At 69.8% G+C, this 19,854-nt stretch carries 20 protein-coding genes and 1 riboswitch; of the genes, 12 read left to right on the plus strand and 8 right to left on the minus strand.

Going from position 1 to position 19,854, the window contains the following annotated elements:
- Together QFZ50_RS06675 and QFZ50_RS06680 are read right to left on the minus strand one after the other, a co-directional pair.
- Entirely contained in the window at nucleotides 1–474 is a 474-nt protein-coding gene (locus QFZ50_RS06675; protein WP_307086699.1) for an NAD(P)H-binding protein, read from the minus strand.
- Nucleotides 452–649 carry a hypothetical protein gene (locus QFZ50_RS06680; protein ID WP_307082963.1) on the minus strand — a complete coding sequence of 66 codons (198 nt, stop codon included), beginning with the start codon at nucleotides 647–649 and terminating at the stop codon, nucleotides 452–454. The genes QFZ50_RS06675 and QFZ50_RS06680 overlap by 23 nt, the downstream gene beginning before the upstream one ends.
- A 467-nt stretch (nucleotides 650–1,116) precedes the next feature.
- On the opposite strand from QFZ50_RS06680, the gene QFZ50_RS06685 reads away from it, so the two are divergent.
- A complete protein-coding gene (locus QFZ50_RS06685; RefSeq protein WP_307082964.1) occupies nucleotides 1,117–1,572 on the plus strand; it encodes a universal stress protein in 456 nt (151 codons plus the stop codon).
- Nucleotides 1,573–1,691: 119 nt separating this feature from the next.
- Here the strand turns inward: QFZ50_RS06685 and QFZ50_RS06690 are convergent, their stop codons facing one another.
- Complete coding sequence (locus QFZ50_RS06690; RefSeq protein ID WP_307082965.1) at nucleotides 1,692–2,600, minus strand: universal stress protein; 909 nt, start codon at nucleotides 2,598–2,600, stop codon at nucleotides 1,692–1,694.
- Nucleotides 2,597–3,082, minus strand: coding sequence for a universal stress protein (locus QFZ50_RS06695; RefSeq protein ID WP_307082966.1), 486 nt, complete (start codon nucleotides 3,080–3,082; stop codon nucleotides 2,597–2,599). Before QFZ50_RS06695 ends, QFZ50_RS06690 begins: the two co-directional genes overlap by 4 nt.
- Before the next feature lie 230 nt (nucleotides 3,083–3,312).
- Between QFZ50_RS06695 and QFZ50_RS06700 the strand changes: the two genes are divergently transcribed.
- A complete protein-coding gene (locus QFZ50_RS06700) occupies nucleotides 3,313–3,981 on the plus strand; it encodes a response regulator (protein ID WP_307082967.1) in 669 nt (222 codons plus the stop codon).
- On the opposite strand, the gene QFZ50_RS06705 is transcribed toward QFZ50_RS06700, so the two are convergent.
- Nucleotides 3,947–5,710, minus strand: coding sequence for a GAF domain-containing sensor histidine kinase (locus QFZ50_RS06705; RefSeq protein ID WP_307082968.1), 1,764 nt, complete (start codon nucleotides 5,708–5,710; stop codon nucleotides 3,947–3,949). The genes QFZ50_RS06700 and QFZ50_RS06705 overlap by 35 nt on opposite strands.
- Before the next feature lie 141 nt (nucleotides 5,711–5,851).
- Here QFZ50_RS06705 and QFZ50_RS06710 point away from each other — a divergent pair, with 141 nt between their 5' ends.
- On the plus strand, nucleotides 5,852–6,301 hold the full coding sequence (locus tag QFZ50_RS06710; RefSeq protein ID WP_307082969.1) for a pyridoxamine 5'-phosphate oxidase family protein: 450 nt from the start codon (nucleotides 5,852–5,854) through the stop codon (nucleotides 6,299–6,301).
- 24 nt (nucleotides 6,302–6,325) lie between these two features.
- Here the strand turns inward: QFZ50_RS06710 and QFZ50_RS06715 are convergent, their stop codons facing one another.
- Nucleotides 6,326–7,189 (minus strand): universal stress protein, encoded by an 864-nt coding sequence (locus tag QFZ50_RS06715; protein WP_307082970.1) that lies wholly within the window; start codon nucleotides 7,187–7,189, stop codon nucleotides 6,326–6,328.
- Nucleotides 7,190–7,379: 190 nt separating this feature from the next.
- On the opposite strand from QFZ50_RS06715, the gene QFZ50_RS06720 reads away from it, so the two are divergent.
- The gene (locus QFZ50_RS06720; RefSeq protein ID WP_307082971.1) at nucleotides 7,380–7,829 is read left to right on the plus strand and encodes a pyridoxamine 5'-phosphate oxidase family protein; all 450 of its coding nucleotides are present in this window, start codon (nucleotides 7,380–7,382) and stop codon (nucleotides 7,827–7,829) included.
- Nucleotides 7,830–8,027: 198 nt separating this feature from the next.
- A complete protein-coding gene (locus QFZ50_RS06725) occupies nucleotides 8,028–9,566 on the plus strand; it encodes a DUF4389 domain-containing protein (protein WP_307082972.1) in 1,539 nt (512 codons plus the stop codon).
- Between the two features lie 106 nt (nucleotides 9,567–9,672).
- Here QFZ50_RS06725 and QFZ50_RS06730 read toward each other — a convergent pair whose 3' ends face one another.
- Nucleotides 9,673–10,203: a hypothetical protein gene (locus QFZ50_RS06730; RefSeq protein ID WP_307082973.1), complete on the minus strand. Its 531-nt coding sequence runs from the start codon at nucleotides 10,201–10,203 to the stop codon at nucleotides 9,673–9,675.
- Between the two features lie 110 nt (nucleotides 10,204–10,313).
- Entirely contained in the window at nucleotides 10,314–11,834 is a 1,521-nt protein-coding gene (locus QFZ50_RS06735; protein ID WP_307082974.1) for a CYTH and CHAD domain-containing protein, read from the minus strand.
- A gap of 212 nt (nucleotides 11,835–12,046) precedes the next feature.
- On the opposite strand from QFZ50_RS06735, the gene QFZ50_RS06740 reads away from it, so the two are divergent.
- From QFZ50_RS06740 to QFZ50_RS06770, 7 genes are all read left to right on the plus strand, one after another.
- Entirely contained in the window at nucleotides 12,047–12,262 is a 216-nt protein-coding gene (locus QFZ50_RS06740) for a hypothetical protein (RefSeq protein ID WP_307082975.1), read from the plus strand.
- Nucleotides 12,263–12,324: 62 nt separating this feature from the next.
- Nucleotides 12,325–12,753: a VOC family protein gene (locus tag QFZ50_RS06745; RefSeq protein WP_307082976.1), complete on the plus strand. Its 429-nt coding sequence runs from the start codon at nucleotides 12,325–12,327 to the stop codon at nucleotides 12,751–12,753.
- Between the two features lie 112 nt (nucleotides 12,754–12,865).
- A riboswitch (SAM riboswitch) is annotated at nucleotides 12,866–12,993 on the plus strand.
- 147 nt (nucleotides 12,994–13,140) lie between these two features.
- Nucleotides 13,141–14,802, plus strand: a complete 1,662-nt coding sequence (locus tag QFZ50_RS06750; protein WP_307082977.1) for an ABC transporter substrate-binding protein — start codon at nucleotides 13,141–13,143, stop codon at nucleotides 14,800–14,802.
- Nucleotides 14,803–15,735: an ABC transporter permease gene (locus tag QFZ50_RS06755; protein ID WP_307082978.1), complete on the plus strand. Its 933-nt coding sequence runs from the start codon at nucleotides 14,803–14,805 to the stop codon at nucleotides 15,733–15,735.
- Complete coding sequence (locus QFZ50_RS06760; RefSeq protein ID WP_307082979.1) at nucleotides 15,732–16,643, plus strand: ABC transporter permease; 912 nt, start codon at nucleotides 15,732–15,734, stop codon at nucleotides 16,641–16,643. The genes QFZ50_RS06755 and QFZ50_RS06760 overlap by 4 nt, the downstream gene beginning before the upstream one ends.
- Entirely contained in the window at nucleotides 16,640–18,388 is a 1,749-nt protein-coding gene (locus tag QFZ50_RS06765; protein ID WP_307082980.1) for a dipeptide ABC transporter ATP-binding protein, read from the plus strand. Before QFZ50_RS06760 ends, QFZ50_RS06765 begins: the two co-directional genes overlap by 4 nt.
- Entirely contained in the window at nucleotides 18,385–19,845 is a 1,461-nt protein-coding gene (locus QFZ50_RS06770; RefSeq protein WP_307082981.1) for an LLM class flavin-dependent oxidoreductase, read from the plus strand. The genes QFZ50_RS06765 and QFZ50_RS06770 overlap by 4 nt, the downstream gene beginning before the upstream one ends.
- Nucleotides 19,846–19,854 lie beyond the last annotated feature (9 nt).

Here is a 19,854-nt window from a genome sequence, read left to right on the forward strand (position 1 = left end):
CTAGGCCGGGACGCATGCGCCGACCGCCTCGATGATCGGTGTCGACCCCCGATCGAGTTCGAGGATCCGGCGGCTGAGTGTCGGGTGCCGGAGGAGTTCGGCCAGCACGTCCGCGACGTCGTGACGTGAGATCTGGTGGTGCTCGGCCGCGGGCCCCAGGAAGACGCGTCCTTCACCCGGCCCGTCGGTGAGGAGGGAGGGGCGCAGGATCAGCCAGTCGAGGGCTGACCGGGTGACGTGGACCTCGACGGTCTTCTTGGCCGCGAAGTAGTAATCCTCGTCGTCGCTCAGGTGGCGCTCACGCCAGGCTTCCGGGGACACGGAGACCAGGACGAACCGTCGGACGTCGGCGCTCTCGGCAGCGACCAGGCACCGCTCGACCGCTCGCACGTCGATTGCATCGGTGATGGCACGCGCGCCGCCGTTCGATCCTGCAGCGAAGACGACGGCATCAGCTCCACGGATGGGCCAGATCCTCCGGTGTCATGCCCGCCAGGTCGCCCAGGTGAGCGGCGATACCGAGCTCGGCCAGCCGGCGCTGCTGCTCTTCGGCGCGCACGAGTCCCGATACCCGGTCTCCGCGCTCGATCAGCCTCTCGGCCAGGAGGCCCCCAACGGCGCCACTCACTCCGATGATGAACACGTGCATGGTGCTTGTCCCTCCGTAAGAGGCTGTCCGGTCGATCAGCGGCGCCGCTCCAGCCGCGGATACCGACGATTCCGGTGGCGATCGCTGCAGGCACCATTGAAAGGGCTGTGCCGACAACAGGGTCAAGGCATCACGACGCCGGTTTTCCCAAGGTGATACGCCTGCAGGCTGGCCCTCTCGAGCCCCTGCCTCGAATCGCCGATAATCTACATTATGTCAACTAACTTAGAGAGGACCCCTGCCCCGGCCCTCCAACCCTGTCCTCGCGATCACCGTCCTCGCGCGGACGAGGTCCGCAGAGGAAGCGTCGTCGCATCGGCCGCCGACGCCCCGCACCCGGTCATGCCTCGGGCGGCACCCGGTGGCTGGATGAGGACGAAAGACCCTAGGTCCGGCGACCGATACCGGGCATCGTGCGGAGGACGAAGTTGATCATGCCGCCGTCACGCATCAGAAGGAGAATCACCGTGAGCCCTACGCACGCTTCGCAGATCGTCGTCGGAGTCGACGGATCAGAGCAGTCCGTCGCGGCACTACGGTACGCCCTACGGCTGGCGCCCGTCTTCGAGGCGACCATCCGGGCCGTCGCAGTATGGGACGACCCGGCCGAGTACCCCGCGTACGTCCCCCTCGGACGCAGCGAGTACACCGCCGTCGCCCGGAAGGAACTGGACGACGCCCTGACCGCCGCCTTCGGGGACGACACTCCCCCGCGGATGGACGCGTCGGTGGTCTTCGGTCACCCGGTGAAATCCCTGGTGAAGGCCTCCAACGACGCAGCCCTGCTCGTCGTGGGCAGCCGCGGCCACGGGAAGTTCAGGGGACTTCTTCTCGGGTCCGTCAGCAGCGCCTGCGTGGCCCACGCGCACTGCCCGGTCCTCGTCGTCCGCAAGGCGGGCGACGAGGATCAGCACGGGATCTGACCCGGCCGGGGAACGCGCTCCCCGTGGTCGTCCTCACACGGCGGACCGTCACGCCGTCGTGACGCGGACCCCATCCTCGATCTCCTCGACGACCCCATCACTCCCCTGCCGTGGGACCGTCACCGGACGACGACGACGTTGCCCCTGGTGTGATGGAGGACGGCGTGGACCGTCGAGCCGAGCCGGGCCCCGAGGGTGTTGCTGCCTTTGGCACCGAGGACGATGCAGGAGGCGTGATCGGCACGCTGCACGAGCAGCCCGGGGATGGAGGGAGCGACGGCGGTCTCCTCGGTGACGGTGACATCCGTCGCCTCGTGTAGCAGGAGCCTCGCCCGTTCGACGACAGGATCGGCAACCCCTGGTCGCATCTGCTCGGCGGTATGCCTGCGGTAGGTGCTGACATGGAGGATGTGGAGGGACGTGTGCAGGGTTCGTGCGAGGTCCGCGGCGGAGACGAGAGCCCTGTCGCTCTCCGGTGATCCGTCGACGGCCACCAGGATGGTGTCGTGGGCGGGTCCGGCTTCCCGGACGACCACGAGGGGGCAGGAGGAGCCGGCCGCGAGGTGGAGGCTGACCGAGCCCACCAGCAGTCCGCTGAAGCCCCCGAGCCCACGGGTCCCGGTGACGATCAGGGAGGACTGTGCGGAGAGCCTCGTGAGGGTCTCCGCGGGGAATCCCACGAGGAGCCGTGTGCTGCACACCAGTCCGGGCTCGGCGCGGACGGCGAGGTCGTGGCCTTCCGCGGCGATCTTCTCGGCTTCGCGGCGCAGCCCGCTGTCCTCGACACCGCTGACGGGCCCGAGGTCATGGGTGAAGAAGGGCCATACCCAGCAGTGCACGACGACGAGCGGCATCGCCGCTGCCGTCGCGTAGCGGGCGGCCCAGAGCACCGCCCGTGCCGACCCCTCGGATCCGTCGTAGCCGACGACCACGGGGTTCGGGCGGCCTGCCGGCTTGCTGCCGCCGTCCGTCAGCGCGGGGCCGCCGGCACGATCGGCCCCAGCAGGATCCGCGGGCCCATCGGTCATGATGCTGCGTCGACGGTCTCGAGGGAGTGCTGGGCCAGCTCGGGAGACTGGAATGCTCCGTGGGCGATGACCACCGGGCAGGAGGACCGCTCGGCGACAGCGGAACTGACGGAGCCCAGGAGCAGGCTGGCGAACCCGCCGTGGCCGCGCGAACCGACCACGACCATCGAGGCGTGCCTGCTTTCGTCGATGAGGACCTGGGCGGCCGTGCCCTGCAGTACACGCCGCTCAATCGGGCAGGGACGACCGTCCTGGAACGCAGCGGACAGGGCCTGATCGAGCGCCTTCTCGGCCAGCTCGTCCGGGTTCCAGTCCAAGGGGGCGAAAGTCCCGAAGCCCACCGGATACTGCCAGACGGTGACCGCCCTGATGACGTCTCCTGCCAGCGGGACGAGGCGGGCCGCCAGTTCCAGTGCGTTGATGGAGGACGGGGAGCCGTCGACGCCGGCGACGATGACGCGGGACCTGCGAGGTTCTTCCATGGCTGCGTCCTAACGGGATGGTCAAGCAGGAAATGCGACGCCCTCATCCTGTTCCGGGCCCGGATACGCGGATAGGGCCGAAAGGCCCGGCGGCAGGCAACGGGCCCTTCGGCCCTGCCCCTGCCGGTCAGGAGGAGTGATCATGGTCCAGGAGCATCCGGTGGTCACTCGGGCATCGGCAAGGGTCGGCCGTGGAACGAGGCCGTGGGACGAGCGGATGGGATACGCCGATGACGGACGCGGACGACAGGGCAAGGCCTCGGGTGACGGTGTTCCTCCTGGACGACCACGAGCTGGTGCGCCGGGGACTTCGTGAGCTGCTCGAGGACGAGGGTTTCGTGATCGTCGGTGAGTCCGGATCCGCGGAGGAGGCAACCCGGCGGATCCCCGCGTTGTCTCCGGACGTCTCGATCCTTGATGCGCGGCTGCCCGACGGCACGGGAATCGAGGTGTGCCGCGACGTGCGAGCGGTCGACCCGTCCCTGGCGTGTGTGATCCTCACGAGCTACGACGATGACCAGGCACTCCGCGGGGCGGTCCTCGCCGGAGCAGCGGGATACGTCCTCAAGGAGATCCTCGGCTCCGATCTTGTCGAGAAGGTGCGACTGGCCGCGACCGGCGTGTCCCTCTTCGAGACGGGACTGCGCGAGCATATCGTCGCCGGCCTGACCGAGGCTCCGGCGGAGGACCCGCGTCTGGCCGGCCTGACGAGTCAGGAGCGGAAGGTCCTGGCATTGATCGGGGCAGGGCTGACGAACAGGGAGATCGGCGTCGAACTGTTCCTGGCGGAGAAGACCGTGAAGAACTATGTGTCGTCGCTGCTCGCGAAACTGGGTTTCCAGCGCCGCACCCAGGCAGCGGTGTTCATCTCCCGTGCCGCTTCGGCCCAGGCACGCTGAACCCGTCCGGGTCGTCGAGCGGGAGTACGAGGTGCACCTGCGTGCCATCGCGGGGTGTGCTGGTGACCGAAAGGGTGCCGCCGCACAGTTCCGCGCGGTGTCTCATGTTCGCCAGCCCGCTGGTTCGGGCAGGGTCGACGAAACCGCGTCCGTCGTCGCTGATGCTGAGCTCGAACTGCTCTCCGGCGACGGTGAGAGCGGTGGTGATGGACCGCGCCCCTGCGTGTCGGAGCGCGTTGGAGAGCCCTTCGAGGAGGACCGCCCGGACATGGTCCGCCCGCTCGCCTTGGAGGGAGGCGTTCAGCGGACCGGAGAGTTGGAGGACCGGCTCGAGGTCGTGTCCGTCGAATGCGTCGGCGACGAGGGAGAACACCGTGGAGGTGAAGGTCGGTTCGGCACGGGGGATGGACCGGAGGGAATAGATGGTGTCGCGCAGCTCCCGGATGGTCGCATCGAGTTCGCCCGTCACCGCGTTGATCCGCTCGAGAGCATGAGGATCCGCCGTGTACTTCCGCAGGCTCTGGATGCTGAGGCCTGTTGCGAAGAGTCGCTGGATCACCAGGTCGTGAAGGTCCCGCGCGATGCGGTCCCGGTCCCCCAGCACGGCGTCTTCTTCACGCTGGTAGTGCGCTTTCAGTAGTTCGAGTGCAAGGGACACGTGCGAGGTGAACGACCGCATCATCTCGTAGTCGACGTCCGTGAAGGCGGGAGCCCCCGGGGCGCGACCGACGATCAGGAAATGGCGTTCAGGCTCGCCGGGCAGCCTACTGCACAGGACCGCGTCGATCGTGCCTGCCGACGCTGCAGGAAGGACGCGGCCGATGTCGTCCCCGGTGAGGAGCAAGGGGCGATCCGTGGGTGCCAGGCTGTTCAGAGCGGGGACGCCCTCGACGCGGCGCCCCAGCCGGCAGCTGGACCCCAGGCCGTCGGCTGCCTCGCAGATGAGCCCCTGCTGGTGACCGAAGTCCCGGAGCACGAGCGCGAGCACGCTCTGGGAGGCGTGCAGTGCGTGCTGGGTGACGAGTTCCAGGTCGTTGCGGGCGTCGTTGTGCTGGCTCAGCAGTGCCTGGGCTGCTCCTGAACCACCTTCCAGCCAGCGCGTCCTCCTCGTGGCGTCGTCGAACAGGCGTGAGTTCTCGATCGCGACGCCGGCCGCGGACGCCAGTGAGACGAGGAGCTGCTCGTCCCCGTCGGAGAAGTCCACTCCCCCGTGTTTCTCGGTCAGGTAGAGATTCCCGAAAACCGTGCCGTGAACTCGGATGGGTACGCCCAAGAAAGACGTCATCTGCGGGTGATGGGCCGGGAAGCCATAGGCCAGGGGGTGACGGCGCAGATCGGCCAGGCGCAACGGATGCGGTGCGGTGATCAGCAGGCCCAGCACGCCGTGTCCGCGCGGCAGCGAACCGATACGGGCGATCTGGTCATCGTCCAGCCCCACGGTGATGAAATGGCTCAGCATGCGGTCGGGGCCGATGACTCCCAGCGCACCGAAGCGGGCATCGACGAGCCGACACGCGGCGGAGATCACCCTCTCCAGAACCGTCTCCAGCCCCAGATCATCGGCGATGGCGGCGAAAGCGGCCAGGAGGTTCTCGATGCCGCTGGGGGGCAGGGCTTCGTCCCGGGGTGCCGCTGAACCATCCTGCCGTGGCGTCGGAGCGGGACGCGGCGCGGTGTGCACGGGCATGTCGGTCGCGGGGTTCATCGGGGTCTCCGGCGGCGTCGTCACAGAACAAACCGTCCTGGGACCGGGCCACAGCGCACTCCGGGAGGGTAGCGATCGGTCGCCCGTGGCAGCGGCGCGTCTGGTTCCTGCAGGTGGGGTCGCATGGCCCTACTAGGGGTCGGTGGGATTTCGTAGTGTCCCGGTATGGAAGCCGAGATTACACCTACACGGATCCTTCCCGCCCACGAGTGCTGGGAGATGTTACGCCGCGTTCCGGTGGGGCGTCTGGCCCTGTGCGTGCAGGGCGTACCGGAGATCTTCCCGATCAACTTCGCCATCGACCACGGGACCATCGTCTTCCGGACCTCCGAGGGTACGAAGGCACGCGCGGCCGAGAAAGCCACCGTGGCCTTCGAGGCCGACGGGACGTCGCTCCCGGGCGGCGAGGTCTGGAGCGTCGTCGTCAAGGGGCACGCGTCCACCATCGACCGCACGCCTGAGCTGATGGAGACGATGCACCTGCCGCTGCACCCCTGGGAGGGCGGCCGGAAGGACAGGTTCATGCGCCTGGTGCCCGAGACGATCAGCGGGCGCGCCTTCACGCCTGCCCGGCAGCCGGCTCACCTGCGAGCCGGCCGGGCATCCGATGAATGACCCTCGGCGTCGAGGACCACGTGGTCAGAGGGATACGACGACGGTGGGGCACGGCGGTTCGAGGAGCAGCGTACGCGTGACCGAACCGAGGGACCGCGCCGATCGTGCGCCTGCTCCGTGCCGGCCGATCACCAGCAGGTCCGCGCCCGTCCCATAGAGGTGCAGTGCCTGATCGGGTCTGTGCTCGTCGTCGACGATCCAGCTGACCGGCAGGCCGGGGTAAAGGTTCCGCACGTCGACGAGCATCACCGAGGCGCTGACGGCCATCGGCCCGGAGGTGACCCCCAGCACCGTCACGACGGTCAGGGAACTCCTGGTCCGGGACGCCTCCCCCGCTGCCAGGACGAGGGCGGCACGCGAGACCTCGGAACCGTCGACAGCGGCTACCACACCCCCTCTGCTGTGATCCGTCATCGAGGTGTAGGCATACGAGGCGGGCACCACCGCGACAGGCGCGGTGGCGTTCAGGGCCACCTCCACGGCGACCGCGCCCGTGAACTCGCCGCCGGCCGGATTCCGGCGGTCCGTTCCGAGGACGATCATCGGAACGGACTCCGAGAGACCGAGAAGGGCATCAACGACGTCGCCGCAGTGCAGGGAGGCACTGATCCTGAGGCCGGGATGACTACGCGCCAGAAGCCCCGCTTCCTGATTGACGAGGGTACGGCCCCTGGCGACGACATCTCCATATGAAGTGCCCGGGGGAACGAGTTCCGGCGCCGGAAGAGCGTGCAGCAGGGTCAGAGGAACGCCCTGGGCGACTGCACGCGACGCAGCCCACTGGACGGCGGACCGGCTGCTCACCGCGTCGCGCAGGCCGACGAGCATGGGCTCCGGACGGCGGACCGGCGGCAGGACACGCAGTGGTTCAGGCAGCACGGTCGTCATGATGCTCCTTCCGGATGGCACGGTCCCGCCGTCGGGACCGATGCCGAGCGGTGGCCGTTGCACCCCACCCTCACAGAGAGACGCTGTCCGGATCAGGGCCCAAAGGCTCTGATCCGGACAGCGATCGGTCCGTAGCGTCAGGACCACCCCGTCGATGACGACGCGGGCGACGACAAGGAAGGCCCGCATCATGACGAGTTCCCCCGACCAGGACACCTTCTGGGACAACCCCGGCACCCTTCGTGCCTCGGAGATCCTCACGCCCACCGAGTGCTGGGCCCTGGCCACCACCCAGTCCACGGGACGGCTCGGATTCTTCAGTGAAGGTCTGCTGAACATCTTCCCGGTCAACTACTTCGTGCTCGATCACCGCGTGTACTTCCGGACATCGGCGGACGGAGTCATTGCGACCAGCTATCTGGAACATGCGGCGTTCCAGGTGGACTCCGTCGATCGGACCAGGCAGCACGGATGGACGGTGCTGATCAACGGTCCCGCGACCCGCGTCGAGGATCCCGGTCTGCTGACGACCCTGTGGGGCAAGGTCTCCGATGAACCATGGGCTCCCGGCCTCCGCGACCTGTTCCTCACCGTGGCCCCGGAGCACGTGCGCGGACGCCGCCTGCGCAGCGCCAGGTGACCCGGGACCGGGGCCGGCACGGTCACTCGCGGTCGTGTCCCCGGTCACGGGTACGCGGAGGGGACTTTCTGCCCTAGCTCAACACCGCCCTTCGGCGCAGAGTGGACGATCCCGGGGCCTCCAGCGGGTCACGGGCCACGCCGTTCAGGCTTCGGCGCGTTCCCATCCACGATGTCGCGACGCAAAGGATGGCATGTCATGAGCTCGCCTCTCAGCAGTACTCCCCCCGTTCCTCCAGCAGCCCGCATGCGGACCGCTCCCCTGATCCTGGTCCTCCTCGGCGCCCTCCTCATCACGATCGCGGGCGGTATCGGTATCGGCGGTGCCACCGTGGCTGCGCTGGCCGGCCTGCAGCGTGACGGGGACTTCCTCACCAGCTCCACCGAGCGATTCTCCTTCGACTCCTACGCCCTGACGAGCAGCCAGGTGGAGGTGAACGAGGTGGACGGCGTCGAGGACCTGCCGGCCGGGCTCGCCACGCTGCGGCTGCGCGCGACGGCAGCCGATCCGGGGCAGGCAGTCTTCATCGGGGTGGCCCGTCAGGATGACGTGGACGCCTACCTGTCGTCGGTGCACCACACGGAACTGCGCGATCTCCGGACCACGCCTTTCCGCGCCGTGTACCGCGACGTGCCGGGATCCGGTGTCCCGGGCCCGCCTGCCGAGCAGGAATTCTGGACCATGTCGGCGTCGGGGACGGGGATGCAGGAGATCACGGCGGACCTGCGGGCCGGCAACTGGGCGGTCGTCATCATGAACGCCGACGGCAGCCCTGCCGGTGCCGAGGACCTGCAGGCGGGGTTCCGGTCCACCCTGTTCGCCCCGATCGGGGTGGCGCTGCTCCTCACCGCCGTCCTGCTGCTCCTGGTCGGTATCCCCCTGGTGCTGGCCGGGGCCAGCGGCCTCGGCCGGGGGCTCGACCCTTCCCTGAGCGCCACCCGGCAGGGACGGCTGGTATCTTCCGCGGAGAGGCACCATCTGGATTCCGCGGATGCCGCACGTGACCTCCTGCCCCACCCCGCCTCGCTGAGCGGCAGCCTTCGGCCCGGGCTGTCGCGGTGGTTGTGGCTGGTGAAGTGGTTCCTGGCCCTTCCCCACGCCGTGATCCTGGTGCTGCTGTGGGTCGCCTGCTGGGTCTGCACGATCGCTGCGGGCATCGTCATCCTCTTCACCGGCCGGTACCCGGCGACGCTCTTCCCCTTCACGGTGGGCGTTCTGCGGTGGACCTGGCGGGTCCAGTTCTACAGCTCGGTCCTCGGCACGGACAAGTACCCTCCCTTCACCCTGGCACCCGTGGATGCCTACCCGGCCGACTTCCACGTCCCGTATCCGGCACGGCTGCACCGTGGCCTGGTCCTGGTCAAAGGGTGGCTCCTGGCGCTGCCGCACCTCCTCATCCTCGCTGTGCTGACCGGTGCCTGGTCCTGGACGGCCACCGGCACCGATCCGGGCCAATTCGCCAGGACGGCGGGTCCGTCGCTCCTGGGCATCCTGGCCCTCGTCGCCGGGGTCGCACTGCTGTTCACCGCCCGCTACCCCAGGCCGCTGTTCGACTTCGTCATGGGCATCTCCCGCTGGACCTACCGCGTGCTGGCCTACGTCCTCCTCCTGCGGGACGAGTACCCCCCGTTCCGGCTGGATCAGGGACCGGACGAGCCGGACCCGCAACCGCAGGATCCTCATACCCCCGGTCTCGTGGAGGCCGGACGACCCTCACCGGCCGGTCTGGACCGCTAGCGCCACCGGGCCTGCAGCCCGACGTCGGGAGAACCGGTCCGCGGACATCGATCCAGGCTCCTTCGGCGGAGCGGCCGACCACCCGTCGACGGGACGCGTCCGACACTCACCGGGCCCGGCGCGCAGCGCCGCGGTTGAGCGCCATGTGCCCGCCCAGGAATCCCGCGGACGCCACGACGACGTTCCCGGCGAGACCCAGCCGGGTCCCCAGAGAGTGATGGTCTCGCATGCGTGCAATCAGCGATCCGAGGAGCAGGAAGACGGCGATGTCGGTCCCCAGGGCGTGCACGGCCACGATACGGCGTGCGGAGCCGGTCATCCCCGCCCAGTCACCGGCGCCGGAGAGCGCCGTCGGCACAGCCGCCGCCAGTCCTGCACCGACCAGGAGCGTGGCACTGCCGCGCGCCTGGGGCCCACCGCCCAGGTCCAGGACGGACGCGCTCACCCAGAATCCGAGCGTCAGGTCGGTGAGCGGGGGGTGTATCGAGTGCCCGAGGACGCCTGAATGGAAGGGACTGCGCTGCGCCCAGCCGATCAGCGGACCGTACACGACGTCCTGGGCGACGGCGATCCGCTCCGAGAGGGGATGCTGCCCCACGAAGCGGGCCACGCGTTGCGGTGCCGGGAGTTCGTCCACGGTCGTAAGGTACGCCGATCCTGCCGCCCTGCATAGGGTGCTTGGGCCGGCGACGGGCGGCGGGTGACCGCCATGGGTGTCCGCCGGCCCCGACCGGGAACGGGCGTGCGCTACTTCTTCCGCAGGGGTGACGGGAAGTGCTTCCATGCGCGCCGGAAACGGTCTTCGGCGTCGAGAGCGACCGCCTGTTCCAGGGCATGCAGCCGGCCGTAGCTGAAGCCGTTCTCCCCCTCCTGGAAGGCCGTGGCGGCGAGGCGGCGCAGCAGCTCCCGGGTCACGATGCTGTCCTGGTGCTCGCCCAGGATCTGTTGGATCGCCTGCGCCCCTCCGGCGATCCGGGCGATCTTCTTGCGCCCCATGGGCCGGGCCGCCTCTGCTGCGTAGCGCAGGCGTTTTCCGGCCTTCCGCGCCTCGTGCAGGCCGGGATGGTCGCCGGTCCCCGCCCGGTGGTCCCTCGCATGATCGACCGCTCTGCGCAGGCGCTCCAGATCCCGGTCGATGAGGGCGGGGATCACCTGAGCGGCAGGATCGGCTGCTGCGGGAGTCAGCGTCGGGGCGGCGACCAGGGCGTCGAGCGTGTCGAGGAGGCGGAAATAGCGTTGTCCGTCCAGCGTCCGGAGCACGCGGGTATGGAACCTCTGGTGATCCCCTCCGAGCTCGATCTCGAGCCTGCGCTCGACGGGGCCCAGGAGGAGCTCGGCCGGTTCGTCGGCCACCAGCTGCCGGAGCCGCGCGTGCATCACCTGCGCGTCGCGCGCTGTGCCGAGGACCCCGGCGAGCCACGCGAGCTCGCCGCGCAGGCGCCGGACGGCGTCCGCGTCCTCCAGCAGCGTCCGGTACGTCGCCAGCACCGACCGCAGGCGTCGGATGGCAACCCTCATCCGGTGGATCGCGTCGGATGCGTCCAGCCGCACGCGGGGATCCTGCTGCTGGAGCACGGCCACCTGCTCGTGGAGGTACGCGAGGAGGACATCCCCTGCCGGACCGCCCGGCGCGGGTGCCGGGACGATGCCGACGGCGGTCGGTCGGCGAGCGCCGAGGGCTCGTGCCGGCTCCGAGCGGGGAGCGGCAGGACGACCGCCCGCGGCCGCGAAGAGGGCCTCCGCGGCATCCAGCAGGTCCCTCGATCCGTCGGCCAGTGCGAGCCCCCATTCCCGCCGGTGCCGGGGAGAGGGTCCGGGACCGGTTACCTCGGCCTCGACGTGGTCGTCCCGGAACTCGGCGAGGATCTCGCCGTCCCCGCCCCGCAGGCGCCACACGATGCGCCGGGTGGACAGCCTGGCCACCGGTACCAGTCCGCTGTCCCTGGTGTGCACCCGGACCAGTCTCAGGAGAGCCGCGGGAACGGCGTCGGTGCCCCTGCGCAGCGGTCCGGAGTGCTCGTGGCGCTCGTCGGGGCCGGCGGGCACCTCCAGGGTCCAGCCGTCGCCCTCGCCGCTGGTCCGCCGTCGCAGGGTGATCCGGCGGGACGCCAGCCGGAAGTCCGGGGTGTCGACGTATTCGGCTCCGAGGTGGTGCTCCTCCGGCTGGTCCACGCTCCCGACCCCGGGGAGGTCCGCCAGCGCGGGAAGCGGGGCGTCGTCCTCGACGTCGAACGTCCGCTCGATCCCGACAACAGGCTCACCGCGCATAGGGCACCTTATATCGTCACCCCGCCGGGCGTCAGCAGTCGCCCACGCTCCCGGTTCCGTCGATCAAAGGGGGCCGAAAGACCCTAGAGGGACGCCCGGACTCGGCGCACACTGGCGGGACTCACGGACCGACACCGTCCCTGGGTCGACGAAGGCGCGCGTCGGCTCCAGGATGATCAGCCGCGCGCCCTTCCCCCACGAAGGACACCGCCATGACCACACAGGAATCCGAGGCCCGATCCCTGAGCCTCCCTGCCACACCCCCACCTGCTCCCCCGCTGTCGGGGGATCGTCTCCAGCGCGGTGCCCCCGCGCTCTCGGAATCCGACCTGAAACGCCAGCTCGAGCGTCGTCGGGAGACCGAGCGGAAGCTCGCCCTCCACATCCAGACGTATCGGGAGACCCACCCTCTTCCCCCCAGCCACTGATGCCGTCCCCGGCGGAAGACTCTGTCCGCTTCCGCCGGGGACGGGCTCGGTAGGCTTCCGCCATGGACCAACAGCTGCACTTCCTCACGGTCGCGGTGCCGGACCTCGACGCCGCCCGCGCGTTCTACGCCGACGGGCTCGGCTGGACGCCGGTGGTGGACGTCCCCGACGAGGTCGTCTTCTACCAGGTGGCTCCCGGCATGCTGCTCGGGTTGTTCATCGCCCACAAGTTCGCCCAGGATCTCGGGCTCGAGACCGCGCCGGCACCCGCCGGTATCACGCTGTCCCACAACGTCGGCGGTCCGGTCGAGGTCCGCGCGGCCATCACTGCCATGACGCGCGCCGGCGGCGTCCTCCTGAAGGAGCCGCAGCACAGTGCGTTCGGCGGGATCTTCCACGCCCTCGTCCGTGATCCGAGTGGGGTGGTGTGGGAGGTGGCGCACAATCCCGGCTGGCAGATCCTCGACGACGGCACCGTCGTGCTGGGCTGAGCGCACCCCTGCCGTCGTCATACGCTCTTCGTGCGCCGACGGACATTTCCGCAGATGTCACATTTCTTTTTGTTGATCGAATATCAGGGGCTTCTGCCTATAGTTGTTCCAGCTTCAAGAGACGCGGTCGCAAAGCTCCGACTGGACCGCGCACCAACCCCATGTTCCTGGGTGGTTCGGATGACGAAGCGGCCTTCTCCTCGGCACTCGGTGCTGGTCCGGTGCAGGCAAGAGCACTCCGAAAGGCACTCATCGTGAGCTGTACAGCCCTCCCCTAGCCGGATCACGGCGCATCGCGCCCTTTTCTCCCTTTCTCCTTTTTTCTTTTTCTTCCCTCCTGGCGAATTGTGCTGTGCGCTGCGCCAGAATGCACCCGAGGAATTCTTCATGAATGCATCCGTACTTCGCCCTGCCCGAAATCGAAAGCTGTTCGGACAGGTCACGGCGCTGTCCGCCGTCGGCCTTCTCGCCCTGCTGACCGGCTGCGCCGGGCCGGCAGCCCCATCCTCCGCGACGAGCGGGGAGCCGGTGTCCGGCGGCATCCTGGACGTGTCCATCTCGGCCGAGCCGGGCTGCCTCGACGGCCACGGCATCTCCGCGACACAGCAGCAGTTCCTCGGCCGCCTGATCTACGACAACGTGGTGACCCTCGACGAGAACGGGGATGTCGCGCCCTACCTGGCGGAGTCCTGGGACGTCTCGGAGGACGGCAGAACGTACACGTTCCACCTCAGGCAGGGTGTCACCTTCAGCGACGGCTCACCGTGGGACGCGGAGGTCCTCGGGCAGAACTTCGAGCACATGAGGGACCCCGCCACGAAGTCACCGCTCGCCGCCGCGTACATCGCCCCGTACGTGGACGGCACGGTGGTCGACGACTACACGTTCGAGGCCCATCTCGCCTACCCCTACACGCCCTTCCTCTACACGCTCGCGCAGTCCTGGCTCGGCATGAACTCGGGCAAGGCCATCACCGAGGCGCCGGAGACACTGTGCCAGAAGCCGGTCGGCACCGGTCCGTTCACCGTCGCCGACTACGAGCCCGGCCAGAGCATCAGCTACACCAGGCGCGAAGGGTACGACTGGGCGCCGGAATGGCTCGAGGGCGACGGCGAGGCGTACCTCGACGGCGTGGAGGTCACCCTCGTCAGCGAACCCGTCATCCGCCACCAGTCGCTCGTCTCGGGCCAGTACGACCTGACGGAGAACCTCGCGCCGCAGAACGCCGCCGCCGTGCAGGCGGATCCGAACTTCACGTACGAGAACCTGCCCCGCACCGGCAGCCCGTACGTGCTCGGCTTCAACCTCAGCCGTGCCCCGTTCGACGACCTCGCGGTGCGGCAGGCGTTCGCGGCCGCCGTGGACACGAAGGCCGTCACGGAGAGCCTCGGCTTCGGCACCTACACGCCGATCGACAGCTTCCTGTCGAAGGAGAGCAAGTACTACGACCCGTCCGTCGAGGGCGTCCTGACCTACGACCCCGAACGGGCGAACCAGCTCCTCGACGGCGCCGGCTGGGCCGGTCGGGACGACGAGGGCTTCCGCACCAGGGACGGGAAGCGGCTGACGGTCGAGGTGCCCACGGTCGAGAGTTCGACCCCGAGCCCGCTGCTCGTGCAGCTGCAGGGAGAGGCGCGGAAGGTCGGCTTCGACGTCCGGATCATCCAGCTCCCCCAGGCCCAGTTGACCGAGCTCCGCTACGCGGGCGACTACGACGCCCTCGCCGGCGTCTGGCACACCAACACCACCGACGTCCTGTTCATCCGGTACCACTCCTCCGAGATCACGGGCGAGCGGATCGGCCAGAACTCCTCCTACGTCAACGATCCGGAACTCGACGAGCTGCTCTCCACGGCCCGTGAGGCCGACGACGGCCCCGTGGCCGAGGAGGCCTACTCGGAGGCCCAGCACCGACTGCTCGAGATCGTGCCGGGCGTGCCCCTCTACGAGAACCCGAGCCAGTTCGCCTACGCGAATACCGTCCACGACGTCGCCGTGGACACCTCCCACCCGGTGCCGGTCCTCACCTACGCCTGGAAGGCCGAGTAGGTGGCCGTGCTCCGACGGGTCCTCACGCGACTCGCCGTCGGCCTCGGTGTCCTCTGGGGGGCAGCGACGCTCACGTTCCTCGCGGTCTACCTGATTCCCGGCGACACGGCACTGCTGATCCTCGGCGGACCCGATGCGCGGCCCACGGCCGAGACGCTTGCGCAGGTCCGCAGCGACTACCTCCTCGACCAGCCGTTCATCGTCCAGTACGGCAGCTACCTCGGCAACCTGCTCCAGGGCGACCTCGGGCAGTCCTACAGGCTGCGCCTGCCCGTCACGGAGGCCATCGGGCAGCAGATCGGCGCGACGGCGGCGCTGGCGGCGGCCGCCGTCGTCCTCGCCCTGCCGCTGACCTTCGCGGTGGCGATCCTGTCCGCGCAGCGGGCCCCGTGGCTCCGCTCGATCGTCTCCGGGATCGAGGTGGTCCTCGCCGCGACGCCGACGTTCATCATCGGCTTCGCGCTGCTGATCGTCTTCTCGTTCACCCTGCGCTGGTTCCCCATCGGCGGGAACCAGGGGCCGGCCGCGCTGATCCTGCCGGCCCTCACCCTCGCCCTCGCGATCTTCGGCACCCTGTCGCAGGTCCTGCGGAACGAGCTCGAGGACGTCCTGGAGCAGCCGTTCATCCTGACCGCCCGGTCCCGCGGCATGCGCGATCTCCCGGTGCGGATCCGGCACGCCCTCCGGCACGCGGCCATCCCGGTCATGACCATGTCCGGGTTCGTCGTCGCCGCCCTGCTCGGCGGGTCGGTGGTCGTCGAGGCCCTCTTCAGCCGGCAGGGCATCGGATCCCTCACGCTGGCGTCGGTCTACAACAAGGACCTGCCGGTCATCATCGGGATCGTGCTCCTCTCAGCCGCGGTCTACGTCGTCGTGAATCTCGTGATCGACCTCCTATACACGTTCATCGACCCGAAAGTGGTGACCGCATGAGCATCGCCTCGCGCACCATCCCACCCGCCGTCGCCCCGCCCGCGGCGCTCCCCGCCCGAGGGACGGCCCTGGCCGGCCCCGGCCGGGTACGGCGCCGCCGGTGGCGGATCCGCCCCGGCATCCTGCTGGCCTCCGCGTTCCTCCTGTGGCTGGCCGTGGCGGTCCTGGCCCCGGGCCTCCTGGCATCCGCCGACCCGTACGCCGTGGATCCGGCCAAAAGCTTCCAGGCGCCCGGCGCCGCCGCCTGGTTCGGTACGGACGATTCGGGTGCCGACAACTACACGCGGATCGTGCACGGTGCCGCCACGTCGCTGTACATCGGCGTCGGCGCGACGGCCATCGGCGTGATCGGCGGGACGGCCATCGGCCTCCTCGCCGGGCTCAACGGACGATTCGTCGAGGCCTCCGTGATGCGGTTCCTCGACGTCACCCTCGCCATCCCCGAGATCCTGCTCGCGCTCGTGGTCATCGGCATCATCGGCGGCGGCACGGAGAACGCGATCCTCGCGATCGGGGCCGGCAGCATCGCCTACTACGCCCGGATCACGCGGGCGCAGGCGCACCTCGTCCGCCGGTCGGGCTACGTCGAGGCCGCCCGCACGCTCGGCCTCCCGGCCTGGCGGATCCTCCTGGCGCACACCGTGCCGAACGTCATCAAGCCCGTCCTCGTCCTCGCCACCATCGGCATCGGTTCGGCGATCGGGGCCGGCGCCTCCCTGAGCTTCCTCGGACTCGGGACACCGCCCCCCGCCCCCGAGTGGGGGGCGATGCTCTCCGCAGGCCGCAACTTCATCTCGAACGCACCCTGGATGATCACCTTCCCCGCCGCGTTCCTCGTGGCCACCGTGCTGTCCATCACCGTGATCGGGCGCGAGCTCCGACGCCGTGCCGAAGGGAGGCTCGCATGAGCTCCACAGCCCTGACCGGCCCCACCGACTCCCCCGACTCCCCCGACTCCCCCGACGCGACGGGGGCGCTCGTGCCGGCCGCCCCCGTCGTCGAACTCGACGGACTCTCCGTGGGGTTCGGCCGCGGCGTCCACCGTCGGGAGGTCATCCACGACCTCAGCCTGTCCATCCGGCCGGGCGAGTGCCTCGCGCTCGTCGGCGAGTCCGGATCCGGGAAATCCGTCACGGCCCGCACCCTCGTGGGACTCACCGGTCCCGGCGCCCAGGTCCGGTCCCGCACCCAGCGCTTCAACGGCCAGGACGCCTCCACGTGGGGCGAACGCCAGTGGACCCGCATCCGAGGCAGGGAGGCAGGGTTCATCCTGCAGGACGCCCTGTCATCCCTCGACTCCCTGCGCACGGTGGGCGACGAGGTGGGAGAGGTCCTCCGCCTGCACGGCGACCTCGACCGGGGCGCCCGACGGACCCGCGTCGTCGAACTCCTCGCCTCCGTGGGCGTCCCCGATCCTGAGCTCCGGGCCGGCCAGTACCCGCACCAGTTGTCCGGCGGGCTCCGCCAGCGGGCCCTCATCGCCTCCGCGATCGCCGCGGACCCGGGCTTCCTCATCGCCGACGAACCCACGACGGCGCTGGACGCCACCATCGCGGCACAGGTCCTCCGCCTGCTCGGCGGCCTGAAGGGCGGCAGGACGGCGATGCTCGTGGTCAGCCACGACCTCGCCGTCGTCGCGGACCTCGCCGACCGCGTCGCCGTCATGCGCGACGGCGTGATCGTCGAGGAGGGCAGCGTCGGGGCCGTCCTGCAGGACCCCCGCCACCCCTACACGCAAGGGCTGCTCGCGGCCATCCCGTCGCGGTCGTCCCGTGGACGGCGCCTCACGGTGACGGGCCGACCGGAACGCGGCGACGCGACGCCGTCCACCCCGTCCCGCGACGCGCCGAACCCGCCTGCCCCGCCTGCCCTGGCGGTCGAGGGACTCACCAAGGCCTTCCCCGGCCCCGGCGGCAGCAGTCGCACGGCGGTCGACGGCGTCTCCTTCACGCTGCCGGGAGGATCCACGCTGGGGATCGTCGGGGAGTCCGGGAGCGGCAAGAGCACTGTGGCACGCATCGCGCTGGGTGTCGAGGCACCCGACGCGGGTACCGTCCGCGTCCGCGGGCGCACGTGGGCCGAGCACCGGAGTACCCGGGACCTCGCAGCACGCCGCTCGGTGCAGATGATCTATCAGGACCCGCTGCAGTCGTTCGATCCGCGGAAGACCGTGCGGCAGGTGATCGGACAGGCCGCCGCCGCTGCCGGCACCCCGCGGAACGCGCTGGCCGGTCGGGTCCTCGAACTGCTCGACCTCGTGGGCCTTCCGGCGGACAGGGCCCGCAGCCGTCCCCTCGAACTCTCGGGAGGCCAGCGCCAGCGCGTCGCCATCGCCCGCGCCCTGGCCGCCGAACCGGAGACCATCATCTGCGACGAGCCCGTCTCCGCGCTCGACATCACGGTGCAGGCCCGCATCCTCGACCTCCTGGCGGACCTCCAGGAGCGCTTCGGACTCAGCTACCTCTTCATCTCCCACGATCTCGGGGTGATCCAGCACGTCAGCCGTGAGGTGCTGGTGCTGAAGGACGGCGGTGTCCTCGACCACGGGTCCGTCGCCGGGGTCTTCGATAATCCCGCACACGAGTACACGCGCAGACTCATCAACGCCATCCCCGAACTCCCCGCCGCCCGGAAGGACATCCCCCGCTCATGACACGCCAGATCGCCTTCAACCTCTTCGAGATGAACTGCGTGGGGCACATCTCCCACGGTCTCTGGGTCCACCCGGAGAACAACCGCCACCGCTTCAACGACCTCGACTTCTGGGTGGAGACCGCGAAGCTGCTCGAGGCCGGGCTCTTCGACAGCGTCTTCCTCGCCGACGTGATCGGCACGTACGACGGGTACCGGGGCGGTCCCGAGACGGCCCTGCGCGAGGCCGTCCAGATCCCCAGCAACGATCCCCTGCTGGTCATCCCGGCGATGGCCGCCGTCACCGAACACCTGGGCTTCGCGGCCACGTTCTCCACGACGTACGAGCCGCCGTTCGCCTTCGCGCGCCGCGCATCCACCCTCGACCACCTGACGAAGGGACGGTTCGGCTGGAACATCGTCACGTCCTACCTCCCCAACGCGGCCCGGAACTTCGGGCTGGCCGACGAGGTGGAGCACGACCAGCGCTACGCCATCGCGGACGAGTACCTCGACGTCCTGTACAAGCTGTGGGAGGGGTCCTGGGACGACGACGCGGTGATCGAGGACCGCGAGCGGCGCGTCTACACCGATCCGTCGAAGGTCCGGTACATCGACCACCGGGGCACGCACTTCTCCGTCGCCGGGCCGCACCTGAGCGCCCCCTCCCTGCAGCGCACACCCGTCCTGTTCCAGGCGGGCAGCTCCGTCGCGGGGAAGGCGTTCGCCGCACGGCACGCCGAGGGCGTGTTCGTCGGGGGTCGGGATGCCGCGGCCTACCGGGATAACGTCGCGGACCTCCGTCGGCTGGCCGTCGCGAACGGCCGGGGCGCGGATCACATCAAGACGTTCGCGAGCGCCGTCGTCATCGTCGGCAGGACCTCCAAGGACGCCCAGCGGAAGGCGGACGAATACCGGCGCCTGTCCAGCGCCGAGGGCTACCTCGCGCACGCGGGCGGCGGGGGCATCGACCTCGCGGCGTACCGGCCGGACGAGGTGATCGACGACATCCTCGCCCGCGAGGACCGGCCCGGCCGCGACCGCCGGCCCAGCAACCGGCGCCACCCTGCGGGGACCACCGTCGGCGAGGCACTCGAGCGCATCACGCGCTTCGACCGGGGCCCCTTCGTAGCCATCGGGACCCCCACGGAGGTCGCCGACGAGATCGAGCGGTGGGTCGAGGGCACGGACCTCGACGGGTTCAACCTGCGGCAGTTCCTCACCCCGGGGACGGCCGAGGACTTCGTCGAACTCGTTGTCCCCGAACTGCAGAAGCGCGGGCTGTACCGCAGGTCGTACGAGGAATCGACGCTCCGCGAGCGCCTGTTCGGCCCCGGTACGACACGCCTCTTCGACCAGCACCCCGGTGCGCGCTACCGGAACGGCGCCAACCTCGGCGGCGAGGCTGCGACCCTCGCCGCGTCCCCGGCCGCCGGTGCTGCCGGAACGGCCGCACCCGCCAGCCCGTCCTACGCCTAGGAGTACGCC

This window comes from Arthrobacter agilis (assembly GCF_030816075.1).
GTDB lineage: Bacteria > Actinomycetota > Actinomycetes > Actinomycetales > Micrococcaceae > Arthrobacter_D > Arthrobacter_D agilis_E.

What these genes read in the sequence shown, in the direction of transcription:
- QFZ50_RS06690 (WP_307082965.1), bottom strand. Translation starts at nt 2,600, where the DNA reads ATGACCGATGGGCCCGCGGATCCTGCTGGGGCCGATCGTGCCGGCGGC.
- QFZ50_RS06750 (WP_307082977.1), top strand. Translation starts at nt 13,141, where the DNA reads ATGAATGCATCCGTACTTCGCCCTGCCCGAAATCGAAAGCTGTTCGGA.
- QFZ50_RS06710 (WP_307082969.1), top strand. Translation starts at nt 5,852, where the DNA reads ATGGAAGCCGAGATTACACCTACACGGATCCTTCCCGCCCACGAGTGC.
- QFZ50_RS06745 (WP_307082976.1), top strand. Translation starts at nt 12,325, where the DNA reads ATGGACCAACAGCTGCACTTCCTCACGGTCGCGGTGCCGGACCTCGAC.
- QFZ50_RS06770 (WP_307082981.1), top strand. Translation starts at nt 18,385, where the DNA reads ATGACACGCCAGATCGCCTTCAACCTCTTCGAGATGAACTGCGTGGGG.
- QFZ50_RS06720 (WP_307082971.1), top strand. Translation starts at nt 7,380, where the DNA reads ATGACGAGTTCCCCCGACCAGGACACCTTCTGGGACAACCCCGGCACC.
- QFZ50_RS06740 (WP_307082975.1), top strand. Translation starts at nt 12,047, where the DNA reads ATGACCACACAGGAATCCGAGGCCCGATCCCTGAGCCTCCCTGCCACA.
- QFZ50_RS06760 (WP_307082979.1), top strand. Translation starts at nt 15,732, where the DNA reads ATGAGCATCGCCTCGCGCACCATCCCACCCGCCGTCGCCCCGCCCGCG.
- QFZ50_RS06725 (WP_307082972.1), top strand. Translation starts at nt 8,028, where the DNA reads ATGAGCTCGCCTCTCAGCAGTACTCCCCCCGTTCCTCCAGCAGCCCGC.
- QFZ50_RS06765 (WP_307082980.1), top strand. Translation starts at nt 16,640, where the DNA reads ATGAGCTCCACAGCCCTGACCGGCCCCACCGACTCCCCCGACTCCCCC.
- QFZ50_RS06715 (WP_307082970.1), bottom strand. Translation starts at nt 7,189, where the DNA reads ATGACGACCGTGCTGCCTGAACCACTGCGTGTCCTGCCGCCGGTCCGC.
- QFZ50_RS06700 (WP_307082967.1), top strand. Translation starts at nt 3,313, where the DNA reads ATGACGGACGCGGACGACAGGGCAAGGCCTCGGGTGACGGTGTTCCTC.
- QFZ50_RS06680 (WP_307082963.1), bottom strand. Translation starts at nt 649, where the DNA reads ATGCACGTGTTCATCATCGGAGTGAGTGGCGCCGTTGGGGGCCTCCTG.
- QFZ50_RS06735 (WP_307082974.1), bottom strand. Translation starts at nt 11,834, where the DNA reads ATGCGCGGTGAGCCTGTTGTCGGGATCGAGCGGACGTTCGACGTCGAG.
- QFZ50_RS06695 (WP_307082966.1), bottom strand. Translation starts at nt 3,082, where the DNA reads ATGGAAGAACCTCGCAGGTCCCGCGTCATCGTCGCCGGCGTCGACGGC.